Origin of the sequence: Anaeromyxobacter dehalogenans 2CP-1 (genome assembly GCF_000022145.1) — a bacterium.
GTDB lineage: Bacteria > Myxococcota > Myxococcia > Myxococcales > Anaeromyxobacteraceae > Anaeromyxobacter > Anaeromyxobacter dehalogenans.
Map to the genome: position 1 here is coordinate 1298935 of NC_011891.1, position 13458 is coordinate 1312392.

The 13458-nt window shown below is 68.7% G+C and carries 17 protein-coding genes, 1 tRNA gene and 1 other RNA gene; 7 read left to right on the forward strand and 12 right to left on the reverse strand.

Going from position 1 to position 13458, the window contains the following annotated elements; genetic code table 11:
- Positions 1–2106 (forward strand): DEAD/DEAH box helicase, encoded by a 2106-nt coding sequence (locus A2CP1_RS05790; protein WP_012632497.1) that lies wholly within the window; start codon positions 1–3, stop codon positions 2104–2106.
- Positions 2107–2232: 126 nt separating this feature from the next.
- Here the strand turns inward: A2CP1_RS05790 and A2CP1_RS05795 are convergent, their stop codons facing one another.
- Positions 2233–3036 (reverse strand): hypothetical protein, encoded by an 804-nt coding sequence (locus A2CP1_RS05795; protein ID WP_041450450.1) that lies wholly within the window; start codon positions 3034–3036, stop codon positions 2233–2235.
- A gap of 74 nt (positions 3037–3110) precedes the next feature.
- Here A2CP1_RS05795 and A2CP1_RS05800 point away from each other — a divergent pair, with 74 nt between their 5' ends.
- Positions 3111–3962, forward strand: coding sequence for a DUF2971 domain-containing protein (locus tag A2CP1_RS05800; protein ID WP_012632499.1), 852 nt, complete (start codon positions 3111–3113; stop codon positions 3960–3962).
- Between the two features lie 173 nt (positions 3963–4135).
- Here A2CP1_RS05800 and A2CP1_RS05805 read toward each other — a convergent pair whose 3' ends face one another.
- On the reverse strand, positions 4136–4759 hold the full coding sequence (locus tag A2CP1_RS05805; RefSeq protein ID WP_012632500.1) for a hypothetical protein: 624 nt from the start codon (positions 4757–4759) through the stop codon (positions 4136–4138).
- Positions 4760–5120: 361 nt separating this feature from the next.
- On the opposite strand from A2CP1_RS05805, the gene A2CP1_RS23240 reads away from it, so the two are divergent.
- From A2CP1_RS23240 to A2CP1_RS24060, 3 genes are all read left to right on the forward strand, one after another.
- The gene (locus tag A2CP1_RS23240; protein ID WP_041450451.1) at positions 5121–5654 is read left to right on the forward strand and encodes a hypothetical protein; all 534 of its coding nucleotides are present in this window, start codon (positions 5121–5123) and stop codon (positions 5652–5654) included.
- A 104-nt stretch (positions 5655–5758) separates the two neighbouring features.
- The gene (locus A2CP1_RS23425; RefSeq protein ID WP_168165115.1) at positions 5759–5935 is read left to right on the forward strand and encodes a hypothetical protein; all 177 of its coding nucleotides are present in this window, start codon (positions 5759–5761) and stop codon (positions 5933–5935) included.
- A 462-nt stretch (positions 5936–6397) separates the two neighbouring features.
- Complete coding sequence (locus A2CP1_RS24060; protein ID WP_425358204.1) at positions 6398–6598, forward strand: helix-turn-helix transcriptional regulator; 201 nt, start codon at positions 6398–6400, stop codon at positions 6596–6598.
- 114 nt (positions 6599–6712) lie between these two features.
- On the opposite strand, the gene A2CP1_RS05815 is transcribed toward A2CP1_RS24060, so the two are convergent.
- From A2CP1_RS05815 to A2CP1_RS05840, 7 genes are all read right to left on the reverse strand, one after another.
- On the reverse strand, positions 6713–6937 hold the full coding sequence (locus A2CP1_RS05815; protein ID WP_012632502.1) for a hypothetical protein: 225 nt from the start codon (positions 6935–6937) through the stop codon (positions 6713–6715).
- A 27-nt stretch (positions 6938–6964) separates the two neighbouring features.
- Positions 6965–7087, reverse strand: coding sequence for a hypothetical protein (locus tag A2CP1_RS23920; RefSeq protein WP_280959888.1), 123 nt, complete (start codon positions 7085–7087; stop codon positions 6965–6967).
- Positions 7088–7287: 200 nt separating this feature from the next.
- Positions 7288–7361 (reverse strand) — tRNA-Pro (locus A2CP1_RS05820).
- A 105-nt stretch (positions 7362–7466) separates the two neighbouring features.
- A complete protein-coding gene (locus tag A2CP1_RS05825) occupies positions 7467–8024 on the reverse strand; it encodes a hydrolase (protein ID WP_012632503.1) in 558 nt (185 codons plus the stop codon).
- A 114-nt stretch (positions 8025–8138) separates the two neighbouring features.
- Positions 8139–8441 carry a YfhL family 4Fe-4S dicluster ferredoxin gene (locus A2CP1_RS05830; protein ID WP_012525155.1) on the reverse strand — a complete coding sequence of 101 codons (303 nt, stop codon included), beginning with the start codon at positions 8439–8441 and terminating at the stop codon, positions 8139–8141.
- 191 nt (positions 8442–8632) lie between these two features.
- On the reverse strand, positions 8633–8818 hold the full coding sequence (locus tag A2CP1_RS05835) for a YfhL family 4Fe-4S dicluster ferredoxin (protein WP_012525156.1): 186 nt from the start codon (positions 8816–8818) through the stop codon (positions 8633–8635).
- Positions 8819–8959: 141 nt separating this feature from the next.
- Positions 8960–9346 carry a hypothetical protein gene (locus A2CP1_RS05840; protein WP_012632504.1) on the reverse strand — a complete coding sequence of 129 codons (387 nt, stop codon included), beginning with the start codon at positions 9344–9346 and terminating at the stop codon, positions 8960–8962.
- Positions 9347–9422: 76 nt separating this feature from the next.
- Here A2CP1_RS05840 and A2CP1_RS24065 point away from each other — a divergent pair, with 76 nt between their 5' ends.
- Both A2CP1_RS24065 and tyrS read left to right on the forward strand, forming a co-directional pair.
- Entirely contained in the window at positions 9423–10319 is an 897-nt protein-coding gene (locus tag A2CP1_RS24065; protein WP_012632505.1) for an SAM-dependent methyltransferase, read from the forward strand.
- A gap of 54 nt (positions 10320–10373) precedes the next feature.
- Complete coding sequence (tyrS, locus tag A2CP1_RS05850) at positions 10374–11636, forward strand: tyrosine--tRNA ligase (RefSeq protein WP_012632506.1); 1263 nt, start codon at positions 10374–10376, stop codon at positions 11634–11636.
- 22 nt (positions 11637–11658) lie between these two features.
- Here the strand turns inward: tyrS and A2CP1_RS05855 are convergent, their stop codons facing one another.
- The 3 genes from A2CP1_RS05855 to ssrS form a co-directional block, all read right to left on the reverse strand.
- Positions 11659–12450: a TIGR00282 family metallophosphoesterase gene (locus tag A2CP1_RS05855; protein WP_012632507.1), complete on the reverse strand. Its 792-nt coding sequence runs from the start codon at positions 12448–12450 to the stop codon at positions 11659–11661.
- A gap of 34 nt (positions 12451–12484) precedes the next feature.
- Positions 12485–13081 (reverse strand): 5-formyltetrahydrofolate cyclo-ligase, encoded by a 597-nt coding sequence (locus A2CP1_RS05860; RefSeq protein ID WP_012632508.1) that lies wholly within the window; start codon positions 13079–13081, stop codon positions 12485–12487.
- A gap of 33 nt (positions 13082–13114) precedes the next feature.
- A non-coding RNA gene (gene ssrS / locus A2CP1_RS22940) (6S RNA) lies at positions 13115–13305 on the reverse strand.
- Between the last annotated feature and the right edge of the window lie 153 nt (positions 13306–13458).

The window sequence follows — 13458 nt, forward strand, 5'->3', positions numbered from 1 at the left end:
GTGAGCGCGTTCTCACGGTTCCCCGCCCGGCTGCAGCAGGCGATCGTCTCGCGCCTCGGGTGGACGGCGCTGCGTGCGGTGCAGGAGCTCGCGGGCGAGGCGATCCTCGATGGGAAGAACGCGGTCGTGCTCGCGCCGACCGCAGGCGGCAAGACGGAGGCGTCCATCTTCCCGGCGCTCGCGAACCTCGTCGAGAACGGGTGTGAAGGCGTCGGCGTGGTCTACGTCGCGCCCATCAAGGCACTCCTCAACAACCAAGAGGAACGGCTCGGCACGTACACGGAGATGGTCGGCCTGCGCCGCTTCGTGTGGCACGGGGACGTGCCGGACCGGGACAAGCGCGAGTTCGTTCGGGAGCCCGCCGAGCTCCTGATGACGACGCCCGAGTCGCTCGAGGTGATGCTGCTCTCGCCGCGCTTCCCGACGCCGAAGGTCTTTCCCGACCTTCGCATGGTGATCGTCGACGAGGTGCACGCGTTCGCTGGGACCGAGCGCGGCGCACACCTCATGAGCGTCCTCGAGCGGCTCATCAAGAGCACGAAGAATGACGTCCAGCGGATCGGGCTGAGCGCGACTGTCGGAAACCCGGAGGAAATCCTCGGATGGTTGCAGGGGACGTCGCGCCGGGCCGGCGTGGTCGTCGATCCGCCGAAGGTGTCCGCCCGGCGCGAGTTGCACGTTTCACTCCACGAGAGCGTCATCGACATCGCCCGGGACGCGGCTCGGCGTGCTGCGGGGAACAAGAGCCTGTTCTTCTGCCAGAGCCGCGCGTTGACCGAGTCCGTCGCTGAGAGGATGCGTGGGCACGGGACGGAGGTGTTCGTTCATCACGGCTCGGTGTCACGTGAGGAGCGCCACGACGCGGAGGCGCAATTCAACCACGGTACGAACGCCTGCATCGTCTGCACGTCGACCCTCGAGCTCGGGATCGACGTAGGAGATCTCGACCTCGTGATGCAGGCGAATGCCCCGAGCACCGTTTCGTCGTTCCTCCAGCGCATGGGCCGGACGGGCCGGCGCGCCGGGCAGACCGCGAACACGAGCTTTTTCTGCGAGGACGAGGACGCGGCGCTCCAGGCGGTCGCGCTCGTCGAGCTCGCGCGCGAGGGCTGGGTGGAGCGGGTGCCAGCCGCACGCCGGTGCTGGCCGGTGTTCGCGCACCAGATCTTCGCGCTAACGCTGCAGTACGGAGCGGTGAGCCCGGAGCGCTGCTGGGAGCACCTCCACGTCGTGCGGGACTTCGCGGACATCAGCCGCGACGAGTTCGAGCGCGTGCTCGACCACATGAAGCGCCACGAGTACCTCTTCGAGTCCGGCGGCCTCCTCTCGCTGGGCCAGAAGGCCGAGCGGGTCTACGGGAAGCGGAACTTCCTCGAGCTGTACGCGGTGTTCTCGAGCCCGGTGCTGTACCAGGTCGAGACTGCCGCTGGCCGGGCGCTCGGCTCCCTCGAGCAGAACTTCGTGGACCAGCTCGTCGAGGAGATGAGCGCGTTCCTTCTCGCTGGTCGCGCGTGGCTCGTCGAACACGTGCACCACGAGGACCGCGTCGTCCGCGTCCGAGAGGCGCCGCGAGGCCAGAAGCCGAGCTGGGGTGGATTCGCGCCTTCCCTGCTCGGGTTCGAGATCTGCCAGCGCATGAAGCGCGTCCTGACCGACTCGACGCCGGTTCCCTACGCGGACGCTGCCGCGATGCGCGCGATCGAGGCCCGCCGCAAAGACCTCGGGGATACCCTGCGGCGGCCCATCGCGATGCAAACGGACGAGGGGGTGGTGCGGTGGTGGACGTTCGCCGGGGGCAAGATTAACCAGACCCTCAAATACGGGCTCGAGTGGAGTCACGACTGGTCGGTGAAGGGCGATAACTTCGAACTGCGGATCTCGGGCGCGGGGGTATCGGACGGTGCCGTCCGCGAGGCCATCCGCGAGGTGTCTTCGGCTGCGTTCTGGGACAAGCCGGAGACCAGATCGGCGATTCTTGGTCGGCTTCCGGCGTACCGCCTGAGCAAGTTCCAGGACGCGCTGCCCGACGTGTTCGCTGTAGAGCTGGTGGGCAACTACTTGCTAGACGTGCCGCGCGCGCAGGCGTTCGCGCAGTCGGTCCTCTGAGGGGACGTCGTTGCGGCCGTAGCGCTCCACGGCTTCGTCGACCAGCTTCTTGGCCTGCCGTGGTCGGTGACGTCCGGTTGGCCGAAGGATGGGGGTCAGCGGCTGCAACGACGCGGCGTCGAACGGTTACACCTGCTCGATCTGCTTCGCAAGCCAGTCCGCGATCGCGGGCAGGAGTGGGCCTGCAACGACGCACAGGTCGGAGCGCCACCCGCTCTGAATCGCGACGAGAAAGTAAGAGACCTGGCCGTCGTCCTTCACATTGAAGCCGATGATCGGGGATCCACTGAACCCATCCATGTCGGTGAGCGTCGCGCCGGTATGGGGATTCACCAACTGCGGGGGGAGCTTGCCGTAGAAGCGGGGGAACGCCTTTGCCATAACCGGCGGGGCTTCAACTGCGTTCATGTAGACGAACGTCGGGAGCACGGCCGTTGCGTCGGGCCCGCGTGTGATGAATTGCTCGGGGAACCCGATGACGGCGTGGAGCCGCATGTTCGCTGGAGGCTTTCGCCAAGTACTCTCGACGAAGGGCACGATCCCGTTCGCCTGGAGCCCGCGTCGGAACAGCTCGTCGAGGAGGATAAGCCCGAGATCGAGCCCGTCGAAGTCTACGGCGAAGGTCCTGGCATCGAGCAGGGGGAACGGGATCGGAAACCGGCTCGCTCCGGGATGCCATGCGTCGAAGAGACTGCAAGCGACGTTCGGAAGCCTGGGTAGGCCGGAGCGCAACTTCTCCAACCCGTGCCCCGAGGTCGCGAGGAACCACTCTCCCCACATCTCGAGCACGAAGCAGGAGTATACATCCCTTCCGCGCGTGCCGTCCGGCATGTCGCACTCGACGTTGAGCGCGACGACGTGCCTGAGGTAGTGGCGAACAAACCGGTCGTCGAACTCGGGAGTCCCCATCATCGCCTCCTGCGCGGCCATCGCCGAGGAGGCGACGCGTTGGGGATGCTACTGCGCCGGGCTGGCGCGTGGGGGCCTTCTGGTAACGTTCCGGCATGGAAGGCACCGAGGTTTCCCCAGTCGGCGGGTTCGTCTACCACTATACGAAGGCCTCGACCGCGCTCGAGCTCATTCTCGAGTCGATGACGATCCGGCTGGGCCCAATCTCGGAGACGCACGACCCGCTGGAGGGGCACCGCGAGTACACGGGGTTCTCCGCGGCGGACGATGGCCTGCCGGACCTTTCCGCCTGGGACAAGGTCGACGACGTGGCAAAGCGGGCGCGAGTCGCGTGCTTCTGCCTAGACGGCGACCTCTCGTCGCCTGACCCGTGCGCGCTGGACTTCGCTCCGCCGTGGGCCGGTTGGGCGCGGGACCGGATGTGGGCGCAGTACGCGGGTGGCCACACCGGGGTGTGCCTAGCGTTCGACCGGCGGAAGCTTGTCGACGCGTTCAACTTGGCGCTGGCGAGCCGGGGGGAGTGCATCGCCCAAGAGGTCGCCTACAGCGACGACCCCGTCTCCTCCGTCGGGCCGCGCTCGCTCTCATACGACAACGAGCGGATCCAGCAGGTCGGCACCGAGAAGTACGCCGCCGAGTACCGGCGGCAGCACGCGCCGACGCTCTACCTGACGAAGCGCCTGGACTACGAGGGCGAGCGAGAGTTCAGGCTCGTGCTCCTCGATGACGACACGTCGGGGAAGGAGGCGCTGGTCCCGATTCGCGGCGCGCTCGTCTACTTCATGCTCGGGGATCGCTTCCCGCGAGCGTACCTGCCATGCGTCGACGCGATCATGCGGCGCGAGGACGTGCCCACCTACCAGTTCAAGTACGAGTCGGGCCGGAACGTGAGCGCGTACACGTACTTCGCGTCCGACCGGAGTCTTTCCGGAACCTGCCCGCGCTGATCCCTGCTCATTCCACATGCCCAGGGAACGGGTCCAACTCGTCCGTGTGGAGTCGATCGGACCGAACGCCAGTATAGGAGGGCCTGCGCCTGAACCTTCGTCGCTGAACTTCCGGCCCGAACCTGCAGCAGCTCCCGGTGCGAAAGAAGCCACTGGTCCTCTACGAGGACGTGCTACTCGTGCGGCGCGTACAAATCATCTGGGTAGGGGAGCCTGTCGTTCACGGCTCGAAGCAAGCCGAGATAGGCTCGCAGCGCAAGCTGGAACTCGACCCCGTTCCCTATCGGCCGATCCTTGAACGCGTGGATGGCGTTACGACGATTCTGCACGTGTTCGACGAGTGCATCGCCTTCCTCGCCCAGCAGCTGCCTGGACTTACAGTATAGGCGAAGATGTTCGAGCGCCAGCCCGTCGGGGGGCTTTGCTTCCTGCTTGTTCTTGTCGAAAGCGTTTGCCTTCTTGAGGTGCTCGAGGTCTGCCCTGTAAGTCTCGTAGTAAACCGAGAGCAGCGTCTTAACAGTTCCCTCAAGAAGGCTGCCGAGGTTCGCCCATGCAAGGATGAGCTCCCCTGGCGTGAGTGCGTTAGGGTCGTCACGAATCCAGAGCCGAAGCGACGCGGACAGCGAGGCTTGCCAGTCGAGTCGCGACTTGCTCAACAGCTCGGCAGCCGCGATGGGCGCCCATCCTTGGTTGTCCCCCCAGAACGACGCGAGGTCGTTGTTGAGCCGCTCTATCCTCGCAATTACTTCGACTATTGGCAATTCGGAGAACCGTGCAGCGTTGGAATCGACGAACATGTCCGTATCCACCTTGGGGGGCTGCTTCAGTCGCAAGCGAAATCGAACCGATGGGATGGTTGTTACAAGCGGCGTGTTACATGGCAACGCTGAAGTAGAGCGCCAACTATCGACGCGGCTTCGCGCTGTTCAGCGCGAAGCCACACTAAGAGTCACCTTCTTGCTCGCTGCCATTTCGGGTGAGCGGGTCCATCTCGTTAGCGACGGAGCGCGCCCACGTAGCCCAACGCTGTTGCGCTTCGTCGTCTGGTCCGCGTGCCTGAAGCACCGCGGCGGTGTAGTCCCGGAGCAGCGATGCCTCGCGCCACGCGCGAGCATCGGCGAGTAACTCGGCGCGTCTCGCTTTCTCTCGTTCGCGTCGTTGGCGCTCTTCCGTCTCCTGCCGTTCCTGCTCCTCCCACGCGCGCCGCCGCCGCTCCCGCTCGACCTCAGCGTCTCGGTTCTCTTGAACAAGGCGGCGAAGCAGTGCCGGTACTTCCACGAGAGCTTGCTCCAGTGTCGCACGCCGGCGGTCCGCGAGTCGCGCGCGGTAGCGATACCCGACGTTCGGGTCGTAGAGCTCAAGCGTGAAGCGGTTCGTCGGGTGATGGTCGGCCTTCGGGACGGAATGGAAGTGCGGATGTGCTGCGATCTTCCGTCGCTCTTCAGGCGTGGGGCGGTGCGGGGTCCGCGCATTCTCTTCCTTGAAGCGAAGGCGGAACTGCTCCCCATCTACTTCGAGCATCGTCTTGTCGTCGAGGAAGAGGACGCGCCCACGCACGTCAGGGCCTTCTATGGTTCGGACGAACATGTCCAGGAGGCGCCCCGCGCGTTCAGTGTGTTCGCGCGCGACCGCAATCTGGATGAAGCCTCGCGGTGTGCGAAGGAGCTTGTCATCGAGTTCGGGTCGGTATGACAGGCGCTGGTCCGGCTTCAGCGCCCGGAGCGCCTTCCGCACGAGTGGGTGCAGATCGGGAGGTATCACGGTACGCATGCCCCTACTCCTTGACTCGAAGGTGGATGCGCATCTTCACCGCCGGATGGGAAGAACGTCACGACAAAGCGGCGCTCGACGGTCAGCGTGAGGTGGTCGCCGCGGCGGCGCGCAGTTCTCTTGCATGGAGGAGACGCAGCTCGCCTGCGCTCGCGAAGCGCACGGAGCCCGTAATGACCGCTCGCCTGGAGCACCACCGCTGAAGATTGGAGACGATCGCGGGAATCAGCGGGCGCCGATCGTCACGTTCCGCGAGCTCCTCGTGAGGTCCAGGACCGGTGTGGCTGAGGTGGCCCGGGTTGGAAACCCCAGCGAACGCGCCGGGCGCGAGGCCGAGATTCCGCGTTTCCTTGCGATCGTCTCCACCTTCCTCGCGGACATGAGCACTGATCTCGGTCGGGATCGCTCACTCCGTTGATGACGTTGGCGGATGGTCTAACTCCGAACGCAGATGAGAACCGCTCGTGACGAGCCGCCAGACGGGCCTCGTGCAGGGAGTATAGGTACCAGCCTGGGGTGCTTGACGACACATCGGGCACGACCTACCATGCCTCACGGGTCGCCGTTGTGCCGTCTTGCGCACCTTGATGGGAGCGTCAGGAGTTAGAGTTGTGACTGCCCGCGCCAGCCCACTCGACGTTGTAATGGCCGCCCGACGCACAACAATGCTGTCTTCGGGTCGCGCTTACATTACCGCGCGCGACCTCTGCTTGAGGTGGGAGTGCTCGCACGCCACGCTGTATCGGTGGATTCAGGGCGGCTATGTTCCGAGGCCGCTCCGTTTTGGACCGCGCGCGGTCCGATGGGCCACGAAGGACATCGAGGAGTTCGAGCGGCGACTGGCCAACGATTCGGGATCTCGATGAGAGGTCACTACTTGCATCGGATGAACGGTGAGGCCGCGGTCACGAGGGGACCCCTCGCCATCACCAAGCTTGGGAAGCGGGCTCGTTCACCCTGTGTGACTACGCTTGCTATCCTTAGTCGCGCCGCTTTGCGTCCGCGAGGAACTGTGATGCCGAGCGCGTGGCATCCGCGAAGGTCTTCTTCTCGTCGATTCGCTGCTTGAGGTTCTCGAACCGGAACATCAACGTCGCGATCAGCATCGTCGCGACCGGCGATCCCTGCTCCTCGGTGTCGGAGTGGAGAGGGCTGCTCAGGTTCCGGTACGGCACTTCAAGCGGGCTGCGCCCATCGACGAGCATGCTGGCGGTGACACGCTTGGCAGCGGTCTACAGGCGCTGCGCCGCCGAATCCAACTTCAACGCATCCTCGGCGTTCAGCGCCCGTCTCGGCATCGCCATCCTGAACCGCTGCATCGCGCATTCGACGATCGCCCGCGCCTCTTCCTCCACGAGCCGAGAGGTACGACGGTGCCCGCCGCCCGCCCTCCGGGTCCGCCCCGCTCCGCCCGAGCCCCGGCGCAAGGCGCGGAGTTCACGCCTGGGTCCTTCACCGACAGAGCATCGAAAAACGCACCCCGACGCGCACCCCGAGGCCTGGAAAGGAAAGAGCCCGTCGCCAATTTATGCTGTGGCGACGGGCTCTTAGAGAGTCGGGGCGACTGGATTTGAACCAGCGACCACTTGCACCCCAAGCAAGTGCGCTACCAGGCTGCGCTACGCCCCGGGAACTGCGGGGACGGACTAGGTAGCACCGCGAAACCCTTGGGTCAACCGGGATCCGGCGGGACGGACGGGCCTGCCTCCCCCGGTGGCGGGCGGGGCCGCGGGGTCACTTCACCAGGGCGGACACCTGCTTGAACTCGGGGGTCCCGGCCTGGTGGAGGAGGTCGAACAGCGCGGTCTCCGCCGTCGTGACGATCGCGCCGGCCTCGCGGCACAGCTCGAGGCCGACCCGGCGGTGCTCCTCGGTCCGGCTCGACACGGCGTCGGCGCAGACGTGCACCTCGTAGCCCATCTGCACGAGGTCGCGGGCGGTCTGGAACACGCACACGTGCGTCTCCATCCCGGTGATCACGACCTGCCGGCGGCCGGTGGCCTCGAGCGCGGCGGCGAAGGCGGGGTCGGCGCCGCAGGAGAAGTGCACCTTGGCGAGCGCGGGGGAGGGGAGCAGGCGGGCGAGCTCGGGGAGGGTCGGGCCGAGACCTCTGGGATACTGCTCGGTCGCGAGCACGGGGACCCCGAGCGCCTTGGCGCCCTCGACGAGCGCGGTCGCGTACTTCATCACCCGCGCCAGCGCCTCGGCGGGCATGGCGGGCGCGAGCCGCTCCTGCACGTCCACGAGGAGCACGGCGGCGGTGCGGCGGTCGAGCTTCACGGTTCGTGACATGACGGCGGGCTCCTGGGTCGGGACCGACGGGCGGGGTCGGCGGAGGGCGAGACGACGACGCCCCGCGCACCATGCGGCACGCGGGGCGCGGGGAGCGGCGTCCGCCGGCGGCGGCTACTTGCGGAACCGCGACAGCTCGGCGGTCAGCTCGGCGAGCGACGGGAACGTCTTGTCGGGGTGGATCGTCGCCAGCTTCCCGTAGTTCTGCTCCTCGGTCTCGGTCCGGTTCGGATCCGGGACGCAGCAGTCCACGGGGCACACCGCGGCGCAGGCCTCCTCGCCGTGGAACCCGACGCACTCGGTGCAGAGGTCGGGGTTGATGACGTAGATGTCGTCGCCCTGGCTGATGGCGCTGTTCGGGCACTCCGGCTCGCACGCGCCGCAGTTGATGCACTCCTCGGTGATGAAGGTGGCCATGGGACTCTCCTCGGCGTTCCGCCGCTGGCGTGTTCGAAGACGCTCGATGCTACCGCCCGCGAGCGGATTCCGCCTAGGGCCAATCGCCTCGGCGTGCGTCCCTGGCGGGCGGGAACGAAAAGAGCAGCGCCGCGGGGGCGCTGCTCCTCGTCAACACGCCTGTGCCGCGGTTGCTTCCGCGGCGGCCGCGGCTACTTCACGCAGCAGTCGACCGGGCAGACGCCCGCGCACGCCGGCGAGTCGTGCTGGCCCTGGCACTCGGTGCACTTGGCCGCGTCGATGACGTAGATGTCGTCACCCTGGCTGATGGCGGTGTTCGGGCACTCGGGCTCGCACGCGCCGCAGTTGATGCACTCCTCGGTAATCTTCAGGGCCATGGTCTTTCTCTTCCTCTCACGAGCGCCCGGCGGGCGGGTGGACGGGGACGCTTATCCGATCCCGGACGGGGTCGAGTCAAGTCCAGGCAGCGGAATTTCTTAGGGAAAAATCGGACCGTTCCGGTCGACTTGGCCGCGGGATCAGGACCGGTCCGGTCCGTGATCGCCGCCGGCGGCGCGCACGTGGCGGCGATCCTCCTCGACCTCCGCGGAGATGCGGGCCATCACCGACAGTGCAGCGCCGAGCAGCCCGGCGGCGCCGGTGGCGAGCAGGCCGAGCAGCCGGTCGCGCCGGGCGGCGGCCATGTCGAGCGCCACGGCCCTGCGCCGGTCGAGGGCGATCCGCTGCCGCTCGGCGTGCTCGCCCTGGAGCGTCTGGACGAACGCCCGCCCGGCCTCGCGCGCCTCGGCGTCGGCGCCCTGGAGCGCGCGCTCCAGCGCCGCCATCCGCCAGGTCGCGTGCAGGGCGACGCCGAGGCCGGCCAGGGCCACCGGGACGCAGAGCAGAAGGATCTTGATCCTGGACATTGTCGGCTTGACTGCCCTGCGCGAGCCGCAGGATACCGGGCGGCGGAACCCCCGGCAAACGGACGTCAGCCCACACATGGCCAAGCCCTACGACCCGAAGGACTTCTACTACCGCAAGGCGAAGAAGCAGGGCCTGCGCGCTCGCTCGGCCTTCAAGATCGAGGAGATCCTGCACCGCCACCGCCTGCTCGGGCGGGGCGACGCGGTGCTCGACCTGGGCGCCGCGCCGGGCGGGTTCCTGCAGATCCTGGCCGACGCGGTGGGCGAGAAGGGCGTCGCGGTGGGCGTGGACCTCGAGCCCATCCGCAACCTGGGCAAGCGGTGGGTCCGGACCGCGGTGGTGGACCTGCTCGCGCCGGACGCGCTCGACAAGATCCGCCTGCTGCACGAGGGCCGCTTCCGGCTGGTCACGAGCGACATGGCGCCGAAGACCATCGGCATCAAGGTGACCGACGAGGCGCGCTCGCTCGAGCTGGTCCGGATGGCGCTGTCGGTCGCGGAGCAGGTGCTCGTGCCGGGCGGCGCGTTCGTCGCGAAGGTGTTCATGGGCGGCGATTTCCCGGCGTTGAAGCGCGAGCTGCAGGGGCGCTTCGCGGCGATGCACGTGATCCGGCCGGAGGCGGTGCGCGAGTCGAGCTACGAGGTCTACGTGCTCGGCACGGGCTTCCGCGGCGGCGCGGCGGTCGGGCGGGTCGCGCCGCCGGCCGAGGAGCCCGGGGCGCCCGCAGGGCCGGAGCGCGCGGCGCCCGAGCCGCCGGCCGCGCCGGAGCACGCTGCGCCGCAGCCGCCGGCCGCGCCGGAGCACGCTGCGGCGCCGGCGAAGGCCGCGGGGCCGGCGGAGACCGCGCCGCGGAAGAAGCCTGCCGCTGCGAAGAAGGCGACCGCTACGAAGAAGCCCGCGTCGAAGAAGCCCGCCGCGAGGAAACCCACCGCGAGGAAACCCGCACCGAGGAAGCCGGCCAGGCGAGCCTGACGGCGCGGTTCGGCGTCCAAATCTCGGCCGGGATCCGCTAGGCTGCCCGGCGCCATGCAGAACCTCCTCGAAGCCCTCGTCTCGCGCAGCCTCGTCCACGACCAGACCCCGGGCCTCCAGGCCCGCCTCGCCCAGGGCCCCATCACCGGCTACGTCGGGTTCGACCCGACCGCCGACTCGCTGCACGTGGGCCACCTGCTCGCGGTCATGTCGCTCGCCTGGCTGCAGCGCTGCGGCGGCACGCCCATCATCGTGGTGGGCGGCGGCACGGGCATGGTCGGGGATCCGAGCGGCAAGCGCTCGGAGCGCCCGGTGCTCTCGGTGGAGGAGATCGACCGGAACGTCGCCGCCATCCGCGCGCAGCTCGAGCGGTTCGTGTCGTTCGAGGGCCAGAACGCGGCGCGGGTGCGCAACAACGCCGACTGGCTCCGCGCGATCGGCCTGATGGAGTTCCTCCGCGACGTCGGCAAGCACTTCACCGTCAACTACATGCTGGCGAAGGACTCGGTGAAGGGCCGCATGGAGAGCGGCATCTCCTTCACCGAGTTCTCGTACCAGCTCATCCAGGCCTACGACTTCTGGCACCTGTTCCGCTCCGAGAAGTGCGAGCTGCAGATGGGCGGCAGCGACCAGTGGGGCAACATCACCGCCGGCGCCGAGCTGGTCTCGCGCAAGGACGGCGCGAGCGTCCACGGGCTCACCTTCCCGCTGCTCACCACCGCCTCGGGCACCAAGTTCGGCAAGACCGAGGGCGGCGCGGTGTGGCTCGACCCGGCGCGGACCTCGCCCTACAAGTTCTTCCAGTTCTGGCTCAACACCGACGACCGCGACGTGGAGCGGCTGCTGAAGTTCTTCACGTTCCTCTCGGTGGAGGAGATCGCCGCGCTGCTCGCCGAGCAGGCGCGCGACCCGGGGAAGCGCCCGGCGCAGCGCAGGCTCGCGGAGGACGTCACCGCCCGCGTGCACGGGCCGGACGTCACTCGCAGCGTCGTCGAGGCGAGCCGCATCCTGTTCGGCGGCACCGACCTGCGCGCGGCGAGCGCGGACGTGCTCGAGGTCCTCGCCGGCGAGATCCCGTCCGCGACGGTGACCGGCGACGAGCTCGCGGCGCTCACGGTCGCCGACCTCCTCGTCAAGGTCGGGCTGGCCGCGTCGAAGGGCGAGGTCCGCCGCGGCGTGGCGGGGCGCGGGTTCTCGCTGAACGGGGCGGTGCTCGAGTCCGGCGACGCGAAGGTCGCCGCGGGCGACCTGCTCGCCGGCGGCTACGCGCTCCTGCAGAAGGGCAAGCGGAACTACGCGCTCGTGAAGGTGCGGTAGGGGGCGCGCCGCGAGGCCGCGGTCACTCCTCGAGCTTCTCCTGCACGCGCGCGATCGACCGCGCCCGGCCGGTCGCGTCGTCGAGGTCCACGATCGCGCCCTGCAGGTAGACGTCGCGCCGCGCCGGCTCGAAGCCCACGTGGCGCTGGGTGAGGAAGCGCTCCAGCACCAGCTCCTTCTTCACGCCGATGACCGAGTCCCACGGCCCGCACATGCCGACGTCGGTGACGAAGGCGGTGCCGCCGGGGAGGACCCGCGCGTCGGCGGTCTGCACGTGGGTGTGCGTGCCGAGCACCGCCGAGACCTTCCCGTCGAGGAACCAGCCCATGGCGTTCTTCTCGCTGGTCGCCTCGCAGTGCATGTCCACCAGGATGCAGGTGACGCCCTCGGCCCGCAGCGCCTCCACCTCCGCGAGCGCCGTGCGGAACGGATCGTCGAGCGTCTTCATGAACACGCGCCCCTCGACGTTCACGACGCCGAGCCGCCGGCCGTCCGGGGTGGAGGCGATGCCGCGGCCGCGGCCGGGCGAGCCGGGCGGGTAGTTGGCGGGGCGGAGCAGCCGCGAGCCGGGCGCCTCGAGGTAGGAGACGATCTCGCGCTTCGACCAGATGTGGTTGCCGCTGGTGAGCAGGTCCACCTCGGCCGCGAGCAGCTCGTCGGCGGAGTCGGGGGTCACGCCCGCGCCGCCCGCCGAGTTCTCGGCGTTCGCCACCACGAGGTCGATCGCCTCGCGCACGATGAGGCGGGGAACGAGCCGCTGGATCGCCTGGCGGCCGGGCTTGCCGAACACGTCTCCGAGGAACAGGACTTTCAAGGTCGGGGATCCCTCGCGCGCGGAGCGTGCCCAGTCAACCGCTTTCTCGCTCGAACCGGAGCGTCCGCGCCTCGGTCACCAGCGCGTCGAGCACCGCGTCGTGCGGCTCGCGCGGGAGCGCGTCCACGAGCTGCACCTCGAACGCGACCCCGACCCGCGCAGCGCGCGGCATGGCCGCGAGCGTGGCGTCGTAGTAGCCGCCGCCGCGCCCGAGCCGCAGGCCGTCGAGCGAAAAGGCCACCCCGGGCAGCACCACGCAGTCCACCTCGCCCGGCTCGACGAGCGGCGCGTCCTCCGGGGGCTCGAGCGCGCCGAGCGGCCCGCGCACCAGGTCGAGCGGCACGCAGAGCGCGAAGGCGAGGCGGCGATCGCCGGCCCGGACCTTCGGGAACACCGCGCGCCCACCACCGGCGCGCACGCGCGCTGCGAGCTCGAGCACGTCCACCTCGCCGCCGAGCGGCGCGTAGAGCGCGAGCGTGCGGGCGCCCGCGACGAGGTCGAGCGCCTCGAGCCTCGCGATGACGCGGCGGGAGCGCTCGGCGCGCTCGTCCTGGTCGATGCGAGCCCGCGCGCCGATGAGGGACCTGCGCAGCGCGCGCTTGCGGTCGGAGGGGATGGCGGGATCGCTCACCGCGCCGTCTGTGCCCCGAGGCTGGACAAGAAAAAGCCCCCCGCGTGGGCCGTGTGGCCCGGTTGTTTGAACCTGTATTTCTACAGGTGGGGCACCCGGTACACCAGCATCCGTAGGCTTCTCCCTCGCTTCAGGGAGCTTGCTCATGGACGTGGGCGGGCGCTCCGCTTTGGACAAAGTCGGCCCAAACGACGCAAGGCCAATCACGAACCCGGCAGGGGGTACAGCGCAAGCGCGCGGTCAAAGAGCAGTAACCCCGCGTAACCACGCGGTGTTTTACGGAATGATCCTAGGCTCGGAGGCCTGGCCTGTCAAGCCGTGCCGAGGGCCACGCCGGGGCGCCCTCTGCGGTCAGAACGGCCTGATCTCGCGGTCGT

Bases quoted from the DNA above. Each gene is read 5' to 3' on its own strand.
- A2CP1_RS05805 (WP_012632500.1), bottom strand. From the start codon at position 4,759: ATGTTCGTCGATTCCAACGCTGCACGGTTCTCCGAATTGCCAATAGTC.
- A2CP1_RS05800 (WP_012632499.1), top strand. From the start codon at position 3,111: ATGGAAGGCACCGAGGTTTCCCCAGTCGGCGGGTTCGTCTACCACTAT.
- A2CP1_RS24060 (WP_425358204.1), top strand. From the start codon at position 6,398: ATGCTGTCTTCGGGTCGCGCTTACATTACCGCGCGCGACCTCTGCTTG.
- A2CP1_RS05815 (WP_012632502.1), bottom strand. From the start codon at position 6,937: ATGCTCGTCGATGGGCGCAGCCCGCTTGAAGTGCCGTACCGGAACCTG.
- A2CP1_RS24065 (WP_012632505.1), top strand. From the start codon at position 9,423: ATGGCCAAGCCCTACGACCCGAAGGACTTCTACTACCGCAAGGCGAAG.
- A2CP1_RS05795 (WP_041450450.1), bottom strand. From the start codon at position 3,036: ATGGCCGCGCAGGAGGCGATGATGGGGACTCCCGAGTTCGACGACCGG.
- A2CP1_RS23425 (WP_168165115.1), top strand. From the start codon at position 5,759: ATGCGCATCTTCACCGCCGGATGGGAAGAACGTCACGACAAAGCGGCG.
- A2CP1_RS05830 (WP_012525155.1), bottom strand. From the start codon at position 8,441: ATGGCCACCTTCATCACCGAGGAGTGCATCAACTGCGGCGCGTGCGAG.
- A2CP1_RS05825 (WP_012632503.1), bottom strand. From the start codon at position 8,024: ATGTCACGAACCGTGAAGCTCGACCGCCGCACCGCCGCCGTGCTCCTC.
- tyrS (WP_012632506.1), top strand. From the start codon at position 10,374: ATGCAGAACCTCCTCGAAGCCCTCGTCTCGCGCAGCCTCGTCCACGAC.
- A2CP1_RS05835 (WP_012525156.1), bottom strand. From the start codon at position 8,818: ATGGCCCTGAAGATTACCGAGGAGTGCATCAACTGCGGCGCGTGCGAG.
- A2CP1_RS05840 (WP_012632504.1), bottom strand. From the start codon at position 9,346: ATGTCCAGGATCAAGATCCTTCTGCTCTGCGTCCCGGTGGCCCTGGCC.